The organism is Enterobacter cloacae complex sp. OE43NF (genome assembly GCF_023544405.1).
Taxonomy (GTDB): domain Bacteria; phylum Pseudomonadota; class Gammaproteobacteria; order Enterobacterales; family Enterobacteriaceae; genus Enterobacter; species Enterobacter cloacae.
This window is the reverse complement of the sequence record NZ_JAMJFW010000001.1, coordinates 170309-187239: the sequence shown is the minus strand read 5'-3', so window position 1 is coordinate 187239 and position 16931 is coordinate 170309. Positions and strand designations below refer to the sequence as shown.

Annotated in this window: 16 protein-coding genes; 10 read left to right on the top strand and 6 right to left on the bottom strand. The window is 54.5% G+C overall.

The features are described from left to right. Positions 1–2 precede the first annotated feature (2 nt). Positions 3–2666: a pyruvate dehydrogenase (acetyl-transferring), homodimeric type gene (gene aceE, locus M8370_RS00865; protein ID WP_013095597.1), complete on the bottom strand. Its 2664-nt coding sequence runs from the start codon at positions 2664–2666 to the stop codon at positions 3–5. Positions 2667–2789: 123 nt separating this feature from the next. Next, positions 2790–3554, bottom strand: a complete 765-nt coding sequence (gene pdhR, locus M8370_RS00860; protein ID WP_013095596.1) for a pyruvate dehydrogenase complex transcriptional repressor PdhR — start codon at positions 3552–3554, stop codon at positions 2790–2792. A 537-nt stretch (positions 3555–4091) separates the two neighbouring features. Here pdhR and aroP point away from each other — a divergent pair. From aroP to M8370_RS00845, 3 genes are all read left to right on the top strand, one after another. Further along, positions 4092–5462 carry an aromatic amino acid transporter AroP gene (gene aroP, locus M8370_RS00855; RefSeq protein ID WP_013095594.1) on the top strand — a complete coding sequence of 457 codons (1371 nt, stop codon included), beginning with the start codon at positions 4092–4094 and terminating at the stop codon, positions 5460–5462. A gap of 166 nt (positions 5463–5628) precedes the next feature. Next, positions 5629–7041 carry a glycoside-pentoside-hexuronide (GPH):cation symporter gene (locus M8370_RS00850; RefSeq protein WP_250020375.1) on the top strand — a complete coding sequence of 471 codons (1413 nt, stop codon included), beginning with the start codon at positions 5629–5631 and terminating at the stop codon, positions 7039–7041. Continuing rightward, positions 7034–7984, top strand: a complete 951-nt coding sequence (locus M8370_RS00845) for a glycoside hydrolase family 43 protein (RefSeq protein ID WP_038418687.1) — start codon at positions 7034–7036, stop codon at positions 7982–7984. The genes M8370_RS00850 and M8370_RS00845 overlap by 8 nt, the downstream gene beginning before the upstream one ends. A gap of 18 nt (positions 7985–8002) precedes the next feature. On the opposite strand, the gene ampE is transcribed toward M8370_RS00845, so the two are convergent. Both ampE and ampD read right to left on the bottom strand, forming a co-directional pair. Further along, a complete protein-coding gene (ampE, locus tag M8370_RS00840) occupies positions 8003–8857 on the bottom strand; it encodes a beta-lactamase regulator AmpE (protein WP_020688508.1) in 855 nt (284 codons plus the stop codon). Between the two features lie 9 nt (positions 8858–8866). Further along, positions 8867–9418 (bottom strand): 1,6-anhydro-N-acetylmuramyl-L-alanine amidase AmpD, encoded by a 552-nt coding sequence (ampD, locus tag M8370_RS00835; RefSeq protein ID WP_058651097.1) that lies wholly within the window; start codon positions 9416–9418, stop codon positions 8867–8869. Positions 9419–9505: 87 nt separating this feature from the next. On the opposite strand from ampD, the gene nadC reads away from it, so the two are divergent. The 4 genes from nadC (at position 9506) to hofC (ending at position 13582) form a co-directional block, all read left to right on the top strand. Beyond that, the gene (gene nadC, locus M8370_RS00830) at positions 9506–10399 is read left to right on the top strand and encodes a carboxylating nicotinate-nucleotide diphosphorylase (protein ID WP_013095589.1); all 894 of its coding nucleotides are present in this window, start codon (positions 9506–9508) and stop codon (positions 10397–10399) included. A 176-nt stretch (positions 10400–10575) separates the two neighbouring features. Further along, on the top strand, positions 10576–11013 hold the full coding sequence (ppdD, locus tag M8370_RS00825) for a prepilin peptidase-dependent pilin (RefSeq protein ID WP_023620000.1): 438 nt from the start codon (positions 10576–10578) through the stop codon (positions 11011–11013). A 12-nt stretch (positions 11014–11025) separates the two neighbouring features. After that, positions 11026–12408, top strand: coding sequence for a type II secretion system protein GspE (gene gspE / locus M8370_RS00820; protein WP_038418685.1), 1383 nt, complete (start codon positions 11026–11028; stop codon positions 12406–12408). Next, positions 12398–13582, top strand: a complete 1185-nt coding sequence (hofC, locus tag M8370_RS00815) for a protein transport protein HofC (protein WP_250020374.1) — start codon at positions 12398–12400, stop codon at positions 13580–13582. The genes gspE and hofC overlap by 11 nt, the downstream gene beginning before the upstream one ends. 32 nt (positions 13583–13614) lie before the next feature. On the opposite strand, the gene M8370_RS00810 is transcribed toward hofC, so the two are convergent. Next, positions 13615–14658 (bottom strand): GMP reductase, encoded by a 1044-nt coding sequence (locus tag M8370_RS00810; RefSeq protein WP_013095585.1) that lies wholly within the window; start codon positions 14656–14658, stop codon positions 13615–13617. 228 nt (positions 14659–14886) lie between these two features. Between M8370_RS00810 and coaE the strand changes: the two genes are divergently transcribed. The 3 genes from coaE to yacG are packed head-to-tail and all read left to right on the top strand — an operon-like array spanning position 14887 to position 16454. Continuing rightward, positions 14887–15507, top strand: a complete 621-nt coding sequence (coaE, locus tag M8370_RS00805; RefSeq protein ID WP_014830656.1) for a dephospho-CoA kinase — start codon at positions 14887–14889, stop codon at positions 15505–15507. Further along, positions 15507–16250 (top strand): cell division protein ZapD, encoded by a 744-nt coding sequence (gene zapD, locus M8370_RS00800; RefSeq protein ID WP_222169078.1) that lies wholly within the window; start codon positions 15507–15509, stop codon positions 16248–16250. Before coaE ends, zapD begins: the two co-directional genes overlap by 1 nt. 9 nt (positions 16251–16259) lie before the next feature. Further along, complete coding sequence (gene yacG, locus M8370_RS00795; RefSeq protein ID WP_003856332.1) at positions 16260–16454, top strand: DNA gyrase inhibitor YacG; 195 nt, start codon at positions 16260–16262, stop codon at positions 16452–16454. Positions 16455–16488: 34 nt separating this feature from the next. On the opposite strand, the gene mutT is transcribed toward yacG, so the two are convergent. Next, a complete protein-coding gene (mutT, locus tag M8370_RS00790) occupies positions 16489–16881 on the bottom strand; it encodes an 8-oxo-dGTP diphosphatase MutT (RefSeq protein WP_013095582.1) in 393 nt (130 codons plus the stop codon). Positions 16882–16931: the final 50 nt, after the last annotated feature.

The window sequence follows — 16931 nt, the reverse complement described above, 5'->3', positions numbered from 1 at the left end:
TCTTACGCCAGACGCGGGTTAACTTTTTCTGCATCGATGTTGAATTTGGTAATTGCGTCCGCAACCACTTTCTTATCGATTTCGCCACGTTTAGCCAGTTCGCCCAGTGCTGCTACAACCACGTAAGAAGCATCAACTTCGAAGTGGTGACGCAGGTTTTCGCGGCTGTCAGAACGACCGAAGCCGTCAGTACCCAGTACGCGATAATCATCAGCTGGAACGTAAGTACGAACCTGCTCAGCGAACAGTTTCATATAGTCAGTAGACGCCACCGCTGGCGCGTCGTTCATCACCTGAGCGATGTACGGAACGCGTGGGGTTTCCATTGGGTGCAGCATGTTCCAGCGCTCACAATCCTGGCCATCACGCGCCAGTTCAGTGAAGGAGGTCACGCTGTACACGTCGGAACCCACACCGTAGTCTTTCGCCAGGATCTGCGCTGCTTCACGAACGTGACGCAGAATAGAACCGGAGCCCAGCAGCTGAACTTTACCTTTGCTACCTTCGATGGTTTCGAGTTTGTAGATACCTTTACGGATACCTTCCTCGGCACCTGCTGGCATTGCCGGCATGTGGTAGTTTTCGTTCAGGGTGGTGATGTAGTAGTAAATGTTCTCTTGCGCTTCGCCGTACATGCGCTGCAGACCGTCATGCATGATGACTGCCACTTCGTACGCGTAAGACGGGTCGTAAGAGATACAGTTAGGGATAGTCAGAGACTGAATGTGGCTGTGGCCATCTTCGTGCTGCAGACCTTCACCGTTCAGGGTCGTACGACCGGAAGTACCACCAATCAGGAAGCCGCGAGCCTGCTGGTCGCCTGCCTGCCAGCACAGGTCACCGATACGCTGGAACCCGAACATGGAGTAGTAGATGTAGAACGGGATCATCGGCAGGTTGTTGGTGCTGTAGGAGGTCGCAGCAGCCAGCCAGGATGCGCCTGCGCCCAGCTCGTTGATACCTTCCTGCAGGATCTGACCTTTCTCGTCTTCTTTGTAGTATGCAACCTGCTCACGGTCCTGCGGGGTGTACTGCTGGCCGTTCGGGCTGTAGATACCGATCTGACGGAACAGACCTTCCATACCGAAAGTACGCGCTTCGTCAGCGATGATTGGCACCAGACGATCTTTGATCGACTTGTTCTTCAGCATCACGTTCAGGGCACGAACGAAAGCGATAGTGGTGGAGATCTCTTTGTTCTGCTCTTCCAGCAGCTGAGAGAAGTCTTCCAGCGCTGGCAGTTCCAGTTTCTCGGTGAAGTTAGGCTGACGAGCTGGCAGGTAGCCTTTCAGCGCCTGACGACGTTCGTGCAGGTACTTGTACTCTTCAGAACCTTCCGGGAAGGTGATGTAAGACAGGTTTTCTACCTGCTCATCGGTCACTGGCACGTTGAAACGGTCGCGAATATAGCGCACGCCGTCCATGTTCATTTTCTTAACCTGGTGAGCGATGTTTTTACCTTCTGCGGTATCACCCATGCCGTAACCTTTGATGGTGTGGGCCAGGATTACAGTCGCTTTACCTTTGGTTTCGCGCGCTTTTTTCAGTGCAGCGTAGATTTTCTTCGGATCGTGACCACCACGGTTCAGCGCCCAGATCTGCTCGTCAGTCCAGTCTGCAACCAGTGCGGCGGTTTCAGGATATTTGCCGAAGAAGTGCTCACGAACGTAGGCACCGTCTTTGGATTTGAAGGTCTGGTAGTCACCGTCAACGGTTTCGTTCATCAGCTGGATCAGTTTACCGCTGGTGTCTTTACGCAGCAGTTCGTCCCAACGGGAACCCCACATTACTTTGATAACGTTCCAGCCAGCACCTGCGAAGATGCCTTCCAGTTCGTTGATGATCTTACCGTTACCGGTTACCGGACCATCCAGACGCTGCAGGTTACAGTTGATGATGAAGCACAGGTTGTCCAGCTTCTCACGGGTAGCGATGGTGATCGCACCTTTAGATTCTGGCTCATCCATCTCACCGTCGCCCAGGAAGGCGTAAACGGTTTGCTCAGAGGTATCTTTCAGACCACGGTGTTCCAGGTACTTCAGGAATTTCGCCTGATAGATTGCACCAATTGGGCCCAGACCCATGGATACGGTCGGGAACTGCCAGAATTCAGGCATCAGTTTAGGGTGCGGGTAAGAAGACAGACCTTTACCGTGAACTTCCTGACGGAAGTTGTTCATCTGCTCTTCAGTCAGACGACCTTCCAGGAATGCACGTGCATAGATGCCCGGAGAGATGTGGCCCTGGAAGTACACCAGGTCGCCGCCGTCTTTCTCGTTAGCAGCACGGAAGAAGTGGTTGAAGCACACTTCGTAAACGGTCGCAGAGGACTGGAAGGACGCCATGTGGCCACCCAGCTCCAGATCTTTCTTGGACGCACGCAGAACGGTCATGATGGCGTTCCAGCGGATAGCAGAACGGATACGGCGTTCCAGATCCAGATTGCCCGGGTATTCCGGTTCGTCTTCAACGGCAATCGTGTTTACGTAGTTGCTAGCCCCTGCACCTGAAGCAACCTTCACGCCGCCTTTGCGGGCTTCAGAAAGCAGCTGATCAATCAGATACTGAGCGCGCTCAACACCTTCTTCACGGATGACCGATTCGATCGCCTGTAGCCAGTCGCGAGTTTCGATCGGATCCACGTCATTTTGGAGACGTTCTGACATGGGGGTATTCCTTATCTATCTAATACGTTGATTTATCTGGAACCTGTCCCATTGTATTTTCGTCAGAAAACACAATAAGACAGGTTCTGCGTTTAGTTGCCGCGCTCTAAAAGTACCTGGCGCTTAATCCTTTCGTTGCTGTATGCGGCGTAATGAACGTTCGCGACGCGATTGTTCTCGGCTGCGGTCCAGCAAGATTTCCTCAATGAAAGCCAGATGTCGGTGCGACGCTTCGCGCGCCTGCTCCGGTTCCCCGGCCATTATCGCCTCGAATACTCGGGTGCGATGGTTGCTTACCAGCGGGAGCATGTCCCGACGGGCATACAACAATTCAAAATTTTGACGAACGTTCTGGGCCAGCATCGGCTCCATGCAGCGTAGCAGATGGAGGAGCACTACGTTGTGTGCCGCTTCGGTGACGGCAATCTGATACTGGACGACGGCATTGGACTCGGCGTCTAAATCGCCGGACTGCTGTGCCCGTTCAATGGCCTGATGCAGTTCGCGGATACGCACGCGATCTTCATCAGTGCTGCGAAGGGCGGCGTAATAGGCCGCGATACCTTCAAGCGCGTGACGGGTCTCAAGCAGATCAAACTGGGATTCTGGGTGGTCAGAGAGAAGTTCTACCAGCGGATCGCTGAAGCTCTGCCACAGGCTGTTTTGAACAAAGGTTCCGCCGCCCTGGCGACGAAGCAGCAAGCCCTTTGCTTCGAGGCGTTGAATCGCCTCACGCAGAGAGGGGCGGGATACGTCGAACTGTTTAGCCAGCTCGCGTTCTGGCGGAAGTTTCTCACCCGGGCGCAGTGTCCCCTCGAGGATTAAAAACTCCAGCTGCTGCTCAATCACATCGGATAGTTTTGGTTGGCGAATTTTGCTGTAGGCCATATTCCCTGTCTTACGCCTTTTTGCCCGGAGTCAATTGGTCTTACCAATTTCAAGTTCGTATCGCTAAAGTAACAAAGTATTCACCTTCTGTCCATATTGGTTTTGATTGAAATCAGTAAACCCTGCACATTTTAACAACCTTACAGAAATAACGTTTCAGAAATGTAACTTTGCACAAATGAGCTGATTACTACCAAAGAGGGAGTTTTAACCATAATGAAACGAGGGTTTTTGCAATCTGAAGCGATTCAACAACGCAAAAAATGAAAATTCGCCCACTTTTAAGGCATTTCTATTCTATAGGTTGGGGTAGTAAGAATTAACGGTGCGATTTACAAATGCTTTCTTTTTATTCAACTCGTCATCAGCCCTTCATAAAGCAGGTGCATTCACATGCGCTTACCACTATTCTTGCGCTTACGGAAGACATCTCCGCTTTTTTCGGTCTTATTAACCGTAAAGAAATAAATACAGAAAACGGATATTCATAATTACACACGCACAGCGTGAACATAACAACCACACACGAGGTTTCAAATGGAAGCTCAACAGCACGGCGATCAGCTAAAGCGCGGCCTTAAAAACCGCCATATACAGCTCATCGCATTGGGTGGTGCTATCGGCACTGGCCTGTTTCTGGGAAGCGCATCCGTCATCCAGTCGGCCGGTCCAGGCATTATTTTGGGTTACGCTATCGCAGGTTTTATTGCGTTTCTGATTATGCGCCAGTTAGGTGAGATGGTCGTTGAAGAGCCGGTTGCAGGCTCGTTCAGCCACTTTGCCTACAAATACTGGGGCAGTTTTGCCGGTTTCGCTTCCGGCTGGAACTACTGGGTGCTTTACGTTCTGGTGGCCATGGCAGAACTGACCGCCGTGGGGAAATACATTCAGTTCTGGTATCCCGAGATCCCAACCTGGGTTTCTGCGGCAGCGTTCTTCGTCATTATCAACGCCATCAACCTGACCAACGTAAAAGTGTTCGGTGAGATGGAGTTCTGGTTTGCCATCATCAAAGTCATTGCCGTGGTGGCGATGATTATCTTTGGCGGCTGGCTGCTGTTTAGCGGCAACGGTGGCCCACAGGCCACAGTGCGTAACCTCTGGGAGCAAGGTGGATTCCTGCCTCACGGGATGACCGGTCTGGTGATGATGATGGCCATTATTATGTTTTCCTTCGGGGGGCTGGAGCTGGTGGGGATCACCGCCGCTGAAGCCGACAACCCGGAGCAAAGCATCCCGAAAGCGACAAATCAGGTTATCTACCGAATTCTGATCTTCTATGTGGGTTCACTGGCCGTTCTGCTCTCGCTGCTGCCGTGGACACGCGTCACGGCCGACACCAGCCCGTTCGTCCTTATCTTCCACGAACTGGGCGATACCTTCGTGGCGAATGCACTCAATATCGTCGTGCTGACGGCGGCGCTTTCCGTTTACAACAGCTGCGTGTACTGCAACAGCCGCATGCTGTTCGGCCTTGCGCAGCAGGGTAACGCACCGAAAGCCCTGTTGAACGTCGATAAGCGCGGCGTGCCGGTCAATACCATCATTGTTTCGGCTATCGTGACGGCGCTTTGCGTGCTGATTAACTACATGGCACCTGAATCGGCGTTTGGCCTGCTGATGGCCCTGGTGGTCTCGGCTCTGGTGATTAACTGGGCGATGATCAGCCTGGCGCACATCAAGTTCCGCCGCGCTAAACAGCAGCAGGGCGTAACCACACGCTTCCCTGCCCTGCTCTATCCGCTGGGTAACTGGGTTTGCCTGCTGTTTATGGCGGGCGTGCTGGTAATTATGCTACTCACCCCAGGCATGGCGATTTCCGTTTACCTGATCCCGGTCTGGATTGCGATCCTCGGCGTGGGGTATCTGGTAAAACAGAAAAACGGTAAAACCGTAAAAGCACATTAATAGCCCCTCAGCTCAGCACTCGTTTCGCGGGTGCTGAGCGTTTGTTACCTTCCTCACAAATTCACCTCGTCAGCCGCTTTATCCATATCACCGCCCTGATACTGCAACGCATATATCGATTAGCCAGCAAATAATTCTCTCCATACCGTCACCCGGAGAGCAGTCAATGGATAACAATAAACTGTCAGTAAAAGAGAAGATCGGCTATGGGATGGGCGATGCAGGATGCAATATCATCTTCGGCGCCATCATGTTGTTTGTTAATTATTTTTATACCGATATTTTTGGGCTGGCACCTGCGCTGGTCGGCGTGTTGCTGCTGTCCGTGCGCGTCATTGATGCCGTTACGGACCCGATTATGGGGGCCATCGCGGACCGTACCCGCAGTAAATATGGGCGGTTTCGTCCATGGCTTTTGTGGATTGCGTTCCCCTATGCGCTGTTCAGTATCCTGATGTTCACCACGCCTGACTGGAGCTATAACAGCAAAGTTATCTATGCCTTTGTGACCTACTTCCTGCTCTCGTTAACCTATACGGCCATCAACATTCCCTACTGCTCGTTGGGCGGCGTGATCACCAATGACCCAAAAGAGCGCGTGGCCTGCCAGTCCTATCGCTTTGTGATGGTGGGTATTGCCACGCTTTTACTGTCGCTCACGCTCCTGCCGATGGCGGACTGGTTTGGTGGCGATAACAAAGCCAAAGGCTACCAGATGGCGATGACCGTGCTGGCGCTGATTGGTACCTGTATGTTCCTGTTCTGCTTCGCCACCGTGCGCGAGCGCGTACGTCCGGCGGTGCAGACCCATGATGAGCTGAAAAACGATCTGAAGGACGTGTGGAAAAACGACCAGTGGGTACGCATTCTGCTGCTGACGCTCTGCAACGTCTGCCCGGGCTTTATCCGCATGGCGGCCACCATGTATTACGTCACCTGGGTAATGGGCCAGAGCACTCACTTTGCCACCCTGTTTATCAGCCTGGGCGTGGTGGGAATGATGCTCGGCAGTATGCTGGCGAAAGTGCTGACCGACCGCTGGTGTAAACTAAAAGTGTTCTTCTGGACCAACATCGTGCTGGCGCTTTTCTCCTGCGCGTTCTATTTATTCGACCCGAAAGCGACCGTCACCATCGTGGTGCTCTACTTCCTGCTTAACATTCTTCACCAGATCCCATCTCCGCTGCACTGGTCGCTAATGGCCGATGTGGACGACTATGGCGAGTGGAAAACCGGTAAACGCATCACCGGGATCAGCTTCTCGGGCAATATCTTCTTCCTCAAGCTGGGGCTGGCGATTGCTGGCGCGATGGTGGGCTTCCTGCTCTCATGGTATGGCTACGACGCCGGTGCGAAAGCGCAAAGCGCAGAGGCCATTAACGTGATCGTTCTGCTGTTTACCGTGATCCCGGGTGTGGGGTATTTGATCACTGCGGGCGTAGTACGACTGCTGAAAGTGGATCGGGAAACCATGAAACAGATCCAGCTCGACCTGGAGAAACGCCGCACCAACTACAGCGAACTGAACGCCTGGCAGGAAACGAGAGCCGAAACAAAAGAAGGAACGCCGCATGCATAACTGGCCTAACCCGTTTATAGAACAACGCGCTGACCCGTACATTCTGCGTCATGAAGGGCAATATTATTTTATCGCCTCCGTGCCGCAATACGACAGGCTGGCGATCCGCCGGGCAGCGTCGCTGGAAGGTCTGCGCAGCGCCGACGAGGTGGTCGTATGGCGCAAACCGGAGACCGGCCCAATGAGCCAGCTTATCTGGGCACCGGAACTGCATCATATCGACGGTAAGTGGTACATCTATTTTGCCGCCGCGCACACCCAGGCGCTGGACGGTCTGGGCATGTTCCAGCACCGCATGTTTGTGCTGGAGTGTGCCGACCGCGACCCGCTAACCGGCACGTGGACTGAAAAAGGCCAGGTAAAAACGCCGTTCGACACCTTTGCGCTGGACGCGACCACGTTCGTGCATCAGGGGAAACGCTGGTATCTGTGGGCGCAAAAAGCCCCGGATATCTCCGGCAACTCCAATCTCTATTTATGTGAAATGGAGAACCCGTGGACGCTGAAAGGCGAGCCGGTGATGCTCAGTAAACCGGAATATGACTGGGAGTGCCGCGGCTTCTGGGTCAACGAAGGCCCAGCGGTGCTATTCCACGGCGACAAGTTGTTTATCAGCTATTCCGCCAGCGCGACCGACGAGAACTACTGCATGGGGCTGCTGTGGACAGAGATCAATGCCGATCCGCAAAATCCTGCCAACTGGCACAAGGCCTCGCGCCCGGTCTTCGTCACCAGCTACGAAAACCGCCAGTATGGGCCAGGCCATAACAGCTTTACGCAAACGCCGGAAGGAGAAGATGTGCTGGTGTATCACGCGCGAAATTACACCGAAATTGAAGGCGATCCGCTTTATGACCCCAATCGTCATACCCGCCTGAAGCTCGTCCGCTGGCACGAAAACGGGATGCCTGATTTTGGCATCCCACCTGCAGATACGCCTTAACCGCTACGGCACGCGGGTTCAGACCAGCGTGCCGTAAATGGTCAGCAACGCCACGATAACGACCACCACAAACGACGTTTTCTTCGCCATCGAGACCGCCGCTTTCGGCGTTTCTATCTTGTCGGTATGCGGCTCACGCGCCAGTGAGAACTGCGCGAGGCGTGTCAGCACCTGGTACTGCGAGGTATGACGGTCGCCAAGCGACGCGAACCACGCCGGGAGCGCTTTTTCGCCGTGGCCAATAAGCGCGTAGACCACACCCACCAGACGAACCGGAAGCCAGTCGAGCACGTGCAGGATCGCATCAATGCCGGAGAGCAAACGTTCATGCGGGGTGAGATAGCGGGCAAGCCAGGTCTGCCAGGCGCGCAGGAACGCATATCCCATCAGCAGTACCGGCCCCCACGGGCCCCCCACCACAAACCAGAACAGCGGCGCCAGGTAGTAGCGGAAGTTAATCCACAGCAGCGCGTTTTGCAGTTCACGCAGGAACTCGCGTTCATCGCAATCCGGCGGCACGCCGTGGATCATCGTCAGCTCGCTGGCCATGGCGCTACGTGCATGCGCATCATCACGGGAAGCGGCTTTCAGATAAGCGTGATAGTGCATACGCACTTTGCCTGCGCCAATGCACAGCACGCCGAGCAGGATCCACACCACCAGTAGCGGCACGTTGAAAAAGAGGCCGTATAACGAGCGCAGCAGCAAGAACGTAATCACCATCACGCCCGCGGTCATCAGCAGCGTACGCAGCATGGAAAAATGGTTAATCCGGCGGAAAAGCACCTCCAGCCGGTGATCCAGATGCCAGTGCTCACCGAGTTTGAACAAGCGTTCAGCGATGATAACCAGCAGCATGGTAAACAACGTCATGTTATCTCCTTATTCTGACGACGCGGTAAGCATGGCGCGAAACCGGGGCCAGTCAAATGCAGGGCCAGGATCGGTTTTTCGCGCCGGGGCGATATCACAGTGTCCCGTAATGTTCTCTGCAATCGCAGGGTAAAGCCTGATGAGCGTTTGGGTGATATCCACCAACCGCTGGTACTGTGCATCGGTATAAGGGGTGGTGTCCGTGCCTTCCAGCTCAATCCCAATAGAGAAGTCATTGCAACGCTCGCGCCCCTTATACATCGAGACACCCGCATGCCAGGCGCGCTTATCAAAAGGAACATACTGAACCACTTCGCCATCGCGACGGATCAGGCAGTGCGCCGATACGCGCAGATGCGCAATCTCAGCAAAGAAAGGATGGGCATCGGGATCTATCGTTCCCGTGAATAACGCATCGATCCACGGACCGCCAAACTCACCTGGCGGGAGACTAATGTTATGAACCACCAGCAGTGTGGGCTTTTCATCCTCCGGGCGGCCATCGTGGTGCGGTGAGGGTACACGCCGCGCATCCACCAGCCATCCGTCTTCTAACAACATGCTGGAACTCCTTATGTATGGTGCTGTTACTCGGTTCAGAGTAGCATGTTTCAATATTATGATTCGTTACCAATTTGGAGTTTTATCATGCCGCCTCGCCGCTACAACCCCGACCACCGACGTGAAGCGCTTCTGGAACGTATTAATATGGATATTCCGGCAAGCGTTGCCCATGCTTTGAAAGAAGATCTGGGCGGTGACGTCAGCGCGGACAACGATATTACCGCACAATTATTGCCGAAAGAGACACGCTCACACGCCGTGATCATCACCCGCGAAGATGGCGTGTTTTGCGGCAAGCGCTGGGTTGAAGAGGTCTTTACTCAACTGGCTGGCGATGAGGTGCAAATCACCTGGCATGTCGAAGACGGTGACGCCATTACCGCAAACCAGCCGCTGTTTGAGCTTGAAGGCCCGTCCCGCGTGCTGCTGACCGGTGAACGTACCGCGCTTAACTTTGTGCAGACCCTTTCAGGGGTGGCAAGTGAAGTGCGTCGTTACGTTGACCTGCTGGCCGGTACCCATACGCAGCTGCTGGACACCCGTAAAACGCTGCCAGGTCTGCGCACGGCATTAAAGTACGCGGTGCTTTGTGGCGGGGGAGCCAACCACCGTCTGGGGTTGTCCGACGCCTTCCTGATTAAAGAGAACCACATTATTGCCTCTGGCTCCGTGCGTCAGGCGGTGGAGAAAGCCTTCTGGCTGCACCCGGATGTGCCGGTTGAAGTGGAAGTTGAAAACCTCGAAGAGCTGGAGCAGGCCATCAAGGCCGGTGCCGATATCATCATGCTCGATAACTTTGAAACAGCACAGATGCGCGAGGCGGTGAAGCTCACCAACGGCCAGGCACAGCTCGAAGTTTCAGGAAACGTCACCTTCGAAACGATCCGTGAATTCGCCGAAACCGGCGTGGACTACATTTCTGTCGGGGCGCTGACCAAGCACGTTCGCGCCCTCGATCTCTCCATGCGCTTTAAATAACGTCGTTCCCCCTCTCTGCCTGGAGAGGGGAAATTTCAGCCCTCCTCGCAATCTCTCTGTTCTTCTCTGCAAGTAAGTACAAATTCCCTGAACGCCGCTTCACGTTCCGTTTTTTGCCCCTCGTCTGCTTTTTTCCCCGCTGTCAGAGTAGCGCCACTTAACCCTGAGGAGCAGATATGAACAGACAACAAGGCTTCACGCTCATTGAGCTGATGGTGGTAATCGGCATTATTGCCATCCTGAGCGCCATTGGTATTCCCGCCTACCAGAACTACCTGCGAAAAGCGGCCCTGACCGACATGCTGCAAACGTTCGTGCCCTATCGCACGGCGATTGAACTTTGTGCCCTGGAACATGGCGGCGTGACGAGCTGCGACGGCGGCAGTAACGGTATCCCTTCTCCAACGACAACACGCTATGTCTCGGGAATGAGCGTGACGCAGGGCGTCGTGTCGTTAACCGGGCAGGAGAGCCTTAACGGACTTGAGGTGGTGGTGACGCCGCAATGGAGTAGTGGCAACGGTATGACGGGCTGGAAACGTAGCTGCAACATCAGCAACGACGGTGCGCTCAAAGAGGCCTGCGAAGATGTTTTCCGTTTCGACAGTAACTGACAGGAGCGGACAATGAATTCAGATCAACTCGTCACCCTGTGCCAGCGCCACCATGCTTTGCTGCTGACCAGCGACGCCGACATGATTAGCATCGCCGTCGTGGGCAATCCCGCCGCTGAAATGATGGAAGCGCTACGTTTCGCCACGCAAAAACGTATTGATATTGAATGCTGGACAGCGGAGCGCATGGAAAAACACCGGCAGTTAACCGCGCAATCACACCTCCCGGTTGTGTTAACGCCGCACAACACGGTGGATATTCTCAACCACACCCTGCAGCAGGCGATCAACCAGCGCGCATCTGACATTCATATCGAACCGATGGGGGATATCTGTCAGGTCCGCTTGCGTGTTGACGGTGTGCTTTGTCCGCTGCCTCCGCTTTCTGCAGCGGTGGCAAATACCCTCACCGCTCGCTTAAAAGTGCTGGGCCAACTGGATATTGCGGAGCGCCGTTTACCGCAGGATGGTCAATTTACGATTGAACTGGCAAGCGAGCCGGTCTCTTTTCGCATCGCCACGCTTCCCTGCAGCGGCGGAGAGAAAATTGTGCTGCGCCTGCTGCATCAGGTTCATCAGGCGCTGGAACCCGAAAAACTGGGAATGAGTGCGAAACAGCTGGCCCGCTTTAACGAGATCCTTCATCAACCGCAGGGGCTGATTTTGGTCACGGGCCCCACTGGCAGCGGAAAAACGGTCACGCTCTATAGCGCATTGCAGGCGCGTAATACCCCTGACGTTAACATCTGCAGCGTGGAAGATCCGATCGAGATCCCGCTTGCGGGGTTGAACCAAACGCAGATTAATCCCCGTGCGGGCTTAACCTTTCAGAGCGTTCTGCGGGCGCTCCTGCGCCAGGATCCGGACATCATTATGGTAGGCGAAATCCGCGATAGTGAAACGGCAGAGATTGCCATTAACGCCGCACAGACCGGGCATCTGGTGCTGTCGACGCTGCACACCAACTCCACGACGGAAACCGTCATTCGCCTGCAGCAGATGGGGGTCGCACGCTGGATGATCTCCTCTGCACTTTCGCTGGTGATTGCCCAGCGACTGGTGCGTCGTCTGTGTCCTCACTGTCGGCAGGAAGCCAACAGCCGCGCAGAATTACCGCGCACCGTATGGCCCCGGCCGCTTCCTCGCTGGCAACCTGGCGGCTGCGATCGCTGCTATCACGGCTTTTATGGCCGCGTCGCCATTTTTGAAGTCCTTGCCATCGACACCACGCTCCGGCAGGCCATCGCCAGTGGCGCCTCGATAGAAGTCATCGAAGCCAGCGCCCGTCAGGCGGGAATGACATCGTTATTTGAGCAGGGTTGTCTGGCCGTTGAGCAAGGACTGACCACGCTCGAAGAGTTGCTGCGCGTGCTGGGAATGCCCAATGAGTGTTAATCATCTCTGGCGCTGGCGGGCGCTATCCAGTGAAGGCGAATCTCTGTGTGGGGTGCTGTGGGCACCAGATCGCGAAACGGCCTTAGTCAGGCTGATGCGTAAAGAGTTACACCCACTTTCGCTCACCCGATGCTCACTGACGCACCGCTGGCAACCCCATCATTGCTATGAGATGTTTCGCCAGCTTGCCACGCTACTGCAGGCTGGCCTGACGTTATCGCAAAGTCTGCAAATGCTGGCCGAGCAGCATCCTGTCAAACACTGGCAGGCGCTGCTGGAAAACATGAATGATGATCTGAGCGAGGGATGCGTCTTTTCAGAGGCGCTGAAGCGATGGCCTGCGGTATTTAGCCCGCTGTATGTCTCGATGGTAAAAACAGGGGAGCTAACGGGAAAGCTGGAAACGTGCTGCCGCCAGCTCGCTCAGCAGCAACAATCCCAGCAGCAACTCACGGCAAAAGTGAAGAAGGCGTTGCGCTATCCGACGATCATCCTGGCGCTGGCCGTTCTGGTCGTTCTGGCCATGGTCACCCTGGTCTTGCCGGAGTTCGCGGCCATCTACAAAACGTTTAATACTCCCCTGCCGCTGCTGACACAGATGGTCATGGGCCTGTCGGCGTTTATCCAGACATACGCCATCGCCCTGTTCGTGCTGCTGCTTATTCCCGTGGCCATCGCCTGGGCGCTGCGACGGGATCCGCGCTGGCAACGTATCCTGATGCATATTCCCGTGACGGGAAGGCTGGCAAGAGGGCAAAAACTGGGGCAGATCTTTACCGTACTGTCACTCACCCAGCAGGCGGGCATCCCCTTTTTACAGGGATTACAGAGCGCAGAAGAAACTGTTGATAGCCGGTACTGGCAAGGCATATTGCGCAGCGTTCGTGGGGACATAGAACAAGGCTTTACCGTCTGGTCTTCATTTCAGAAAGCGGCCGTCTTTACCCCGCTGTGCATTCAACTCATACGCACCGGGGAGGTCTCTGGGTCACTCGACATTATGCTGGAAAACCTTGCCCGCCATCATACGGAGCAAACCTTTCAACTGGCAGATAATCTGGCCGCGCTTCTGGAGCCAGTGCTGCTGATTGTGACAGGGGTGATTATCGGTACGCTGGTGGTGGCGATGTATCTGCCCATTTTCCATCTCGGGGATGCAATGAGCGCGGGATAACGCTGGCGTACGGACATACGCCAGCAGAAACATTACAGGCTATTGAAAACGCGGTTTTCCTGCTCCTGAACGCGGATAAACGTCGTACGTTTTGTCAGCTCTTTCAGACGGGATGCCCCAACGTAGGTACATGCGGAACGCAGGCCGCCCAGGATGTCACGAGCCGTGTTTTCGACCGGGCCACGCAGAGGCAGCTTCACGGTTTTGCCTTCCGCAGCACGGTATTTTGCCACGCCACCTACGTGACGGGTCATTGCTGATTCTGAGCTCATGCCGTAGAACAGCATGAACTTCTCGCCGTTCTCTTCAACCACGGTACCGCCGCTCTCTTCATGACCCGCCAGCATGCCGCCAAGCATCACGAAATCCGCGCCGCCGCCAAAGGCTTTCGCGACATCACCCGGCATGGTGCAACCGCCGTCGCTGATGATCTGACCACCCAGACCGTGCGCGGCATCAGCACACTCAATCACCGCAGAAAGTTGCGGGTAACCCACACCGGTCTTCACACGCGTGGTACACACGGAACCCGGGCCAATGCCCACTTTTACGATGTCTGCACCGGAAAGGATCAGCTCTTCACACATTTCACCGGTTACCACGTTGCCCGCGATAATGGTTTTGGTGGGCCAGGCCTCACGCGCCTTGCTGACAAACTGCACGAAGTGCTCGGAGTAACCATTTGCCACATCAATACAGACAAAATTGAGCGCCGGGTTAGCGTTAAGAATCTGTTTGGTCTTCTCGAAATCGGCATCGGAGGTACCGGTGGAAACCATGACATGCTTCACCACATCGTCCGATGCAGAGGCGATAAAGGTATTCCACTCTTCCGGGCTGTAGTGCTTATGCACAGCGGTAAGGATATCGAATTTCGCCAGCGCGGTCGCCATCTCGAAGGTTCCCACCGTATCCATATTGGCTGCGATGATCGGCACGCCAGACCAGGTCTGACCGGAATGTTTAAAGGTGAATTGACGTTCGAGTTCAACGTCTGAGCGACTTTTCAGTGTAGAGCGTTTAGGGCGGATAAGAACGTCTTTGAAACCTAACTTCAGATCTTCTTCGATACGCATGTGCGGATTCCTGGGGTTAGAGGCAAATATGTTAAAAGCACAACTCCAGTGACGTTATCATACGCACTAATACCTGCTCCGCAAGACTGCGAAATTCTCTTTTTTTACGCTACAATCCTATAAATTTACCTGGTAAAAAGCCGGTAAAGAGAGCCAAACAGTGGCTGGCGCACGTTTGAATTTTAACCAACTGATTTTAATAATGAATAATTCCCAGGATTTGATTTAATGGGGTATATCGTCGCATTAACCGGCGGCATCGGTAGCGGGAAAAGTACCGTTGCGGACGCATTTTCTCGTCTGGGTATCACCATAATCGATGCCGATATCATTGCCCGTCAGGTGGTAGAGCCAGATACACCCGCACTAAACGCCATTAAGGCACATTTTGGTCAGGCAATTATCAACGCGGATGGCACGCTAAATCGCCGCAAGCTTCGTGAGTGCATTTTTTCTGATTCTTCAGAAAAGGCCTGGCTTAATGCTCTGCTCCACCCCATTATCCACCAGGAAACCCAGCGTCAGATTGCCGCAGCCCGCTCGCCGTATGTTCTGTGGGTGGTTCCGCTGCTGGTAGAGAATCAACTGCACAATAAAGCGGACCGGGTACTGGTCATTGATGTCTCACCCGAAACGCAAATCCAGCGCACCGTGGCGCGCGACCATGTCTCGCGCGAACAGGCTGAACAAATTCTTGCCGCTCAGGCCACGCGCGCTCAGCGCCTTGCCGTTGCGGATGATGTTATTGATAATAACGGCGCACCAGATGCCATTGCATCGGATGTTGCCCGCCTGCACGCGCAGTATCTGACGTATGCCGCGCAGGCCGTTGCACAGGAAAAACCATAATGTCGACCCACATCCTTTTTGAGCATCCGCTCAACGAAAAAATGCGTACCTGGCTGCGTATCGAATTTCTGATTCAACAACTCTCACAACATTTGCCCATCAGCGATCATGCTACGGCGCTGCACTTCTTCCGCAATGTGGGCGATCTTCTGGATGTAATTGAACGAGGCGACGTTCGCACCGAGCTACTGAAAGAGCTGGAGCGCCAGCAGCGTAAATTACAGGCCTGGGCCGAAGTACCGGGCGTTGACCAGAGCCGCATTGATTCACTCCGTCAACAGCTTAAAAACAGCAGCAGTACGCTGATGGCCGCTCCCCGCGTTGGGCAGTTTTTGCGCGAAGACCGCTTAATCGGGCTGGTGCGCCAGCGCCTGAGTATCCCGGGCGGCTGCTGCAGCTTTGACCTGCCGACACTGCATATGTGGTTGCATATGCCGCAGGTCCAGCGTGATGCGCAAGTGAAAAGCTGGCTGGACAGCCTGGAGCCGATGCATCAGACGTTATCCCTGATCCTCGATCTCATCCGTAACTCGGCGCCATTCCGAAAGCAAACCAGCCTGAACGGTTTCTACCAGGACAACGGTGATGATGCGGATCTGCTGCGTCTTAACCTCTCTTTAGGTGAACAGCTTTACCCGCAAATATCCGGGCATAAGAGTCGTTTTGCGATTCGCTTTATGCCGCTGGATAGTGAAAATGGCACCGTGCCGGAACGCCTCGATTTTGAACTGGCCTGTTGTTAAGGAGTGCCTATGTCTGATGTAACCACCGTAAACTGCCCAACCTGTGGCAAAACTGTTGTCTGGGGAGAGGTGAGTCCGTTTCGCCCATTCTGCTGTAAGCGTTGTCAGTTAATTGACCTGGGCGAATGGGCGGCGGAAGAGAAACGCATTCCAAGTGAAGGCGACCTCTCAGACAGCGATGACTGGAGCGAAAACCAGCAGTAGCGGTAGATGCCTGCTGGCGCTTCGCTTAGCAGGCCTACAGGTTGCCCGTTAGCCGGGATATGACGGGCGCATTTGCCGGAGGAAATTTTTCGGCATCACTCGCGTGAAGCGAAACCCAGCCACCCGGTTGACCCTCTTTCCCCCAGGGTTCCCCCTCCCAGCTTTCCACAAGCCAGAACCACAGCGTGATGTGACGATCCGGAAACTGGTATTCCAGCTTATCAAATAGCGTTGCGCCAATCGGAGTAATGCCGACCTCTTCCTGAAGCTCACGCACCAGCGCCTGCTCCGGCGTTTCACCGGACTCGATTTTCCCGCCAGGAAACTCCCACTTGTTTGCCATGTGGGCGTCAGCGGCACGTTGCGTAATGAAGATTTGGTTTTGCGGGTTGCGAATAATCCCGACAGCAATTTGCAGTATTTTCATATTGTCACTTCCATAAAAAAGGCGCAGATTTCTGCGCCTTTTCGTTTTTT

Excerpts from the sequence above, each read along its gene's own strand:
- ppdD (WP_023620000.1), top strand. The coding sequence starts at position 10,576 with ATGAACAGACAACAAGGCTTCACGCTCATTGAGCTGATGGTGGTAATC.
- M8370_RS00845 (WP_038418687.1), top strand. The coding sequence starts at position 7,034 with ATGCATAACTGGCCTAACCCGTTTATAGAACAACGCGCTGACCCGTAC.
- mutT (WP_013095582.1), bottom strand. The coding sequence starts at position 16,881 with ATGAAAATACTGCAAATTGCTGTCGGGATTATTCGCAACCCGCAAAAC.
- coaE (WP_014830656.1), top strand. The coding sequence starts at position 14,887 with ATGGGGTATATCGTCGCATTAACCGGCGGCATCGGTAGCGGGAAAAGT.
- gspE (WP_038418685.1), top strand. The coding sequence starts at position 11,026 with ATGAATTCAGATCAACTCGTCACCCTGTGCCAGCGCCACCATGCTTTG.
- M8370_RS00850 (WP_250020375.1), top strand. The coding sequence starts at position 5,629 with ATGGATAACAATAAACTGTCAGTAAAAGAGAAGATCGGCTATGGGATG.
- pdhR (WP_013095596.1), bottom strand. The coding sequence starts at position 3,554 with ATGGCCTACAGCAAAATTCGCCAACCAAAACTATCCGATGTGATTGAG.
- hofC (WP_250020374.1), top strand. The coding sequence starts at position 12,398 with ATGAGTGTTAATCATCTCTGGCGCTGGCGGGCGCTATCCAGTGAAGGC.
- yacG (WP_003856332.1), top strand. The coding sequence starts at position 16,260 with ATGTCTGATGTAACCACCGTAAACTGCCCAACCTGTGGCAAAACTGTT.
- zapD (WP_222169078.1), top strand. The coding sequence starts at position 15,507 with ATGTCGACCCACATCCTTTTTGAGCATCCGCTCAACGAAAAAATGCGT.
- ampD (WP_058651097.1), bottom strand. The coding sequence starts at position 9,418 with ATGTTGTTAGAAGACGGATGGCTGGTGGATGCGCGGCGTGTACCCTCA.
- aceE (WP_013095597.1), bottom strand. The coding sequence starts at position 2,666 with ATGTCAGAACGTCTCCAAAATGACGTGGATCCGATCGAAACTCGCGAC.
- aroP (WP_013095594.1), top strand. The coding sequence starts at position 4,092 with ATGGAAGCTCAACAGCACGGCGATCAGCTAAAGCGCGGCCTTAAAAAC.
- ampE (WP_020688508.1), bottom strand. The coding sequence starts at position 8,857 with ATGACGTTGTTTACCATGCTGCTGGTTATCATCGCTGAACGCTTGTTC.
- nadC (WP_013095589.1), top strand. The coding sequence starts at position 9,506 with ATGCCGCCTCGCCGCTACAACCCCGACCACCGACGTGAAGCGCTTCTG.
- M8370_RS00810 (WP_013095585.1), bottom strand. The coding sequence starts at position 14,658 with ATGCGTATCGAAGAAGATCTGAAGTTAGGTTTCAAAGACGTTCTTATC.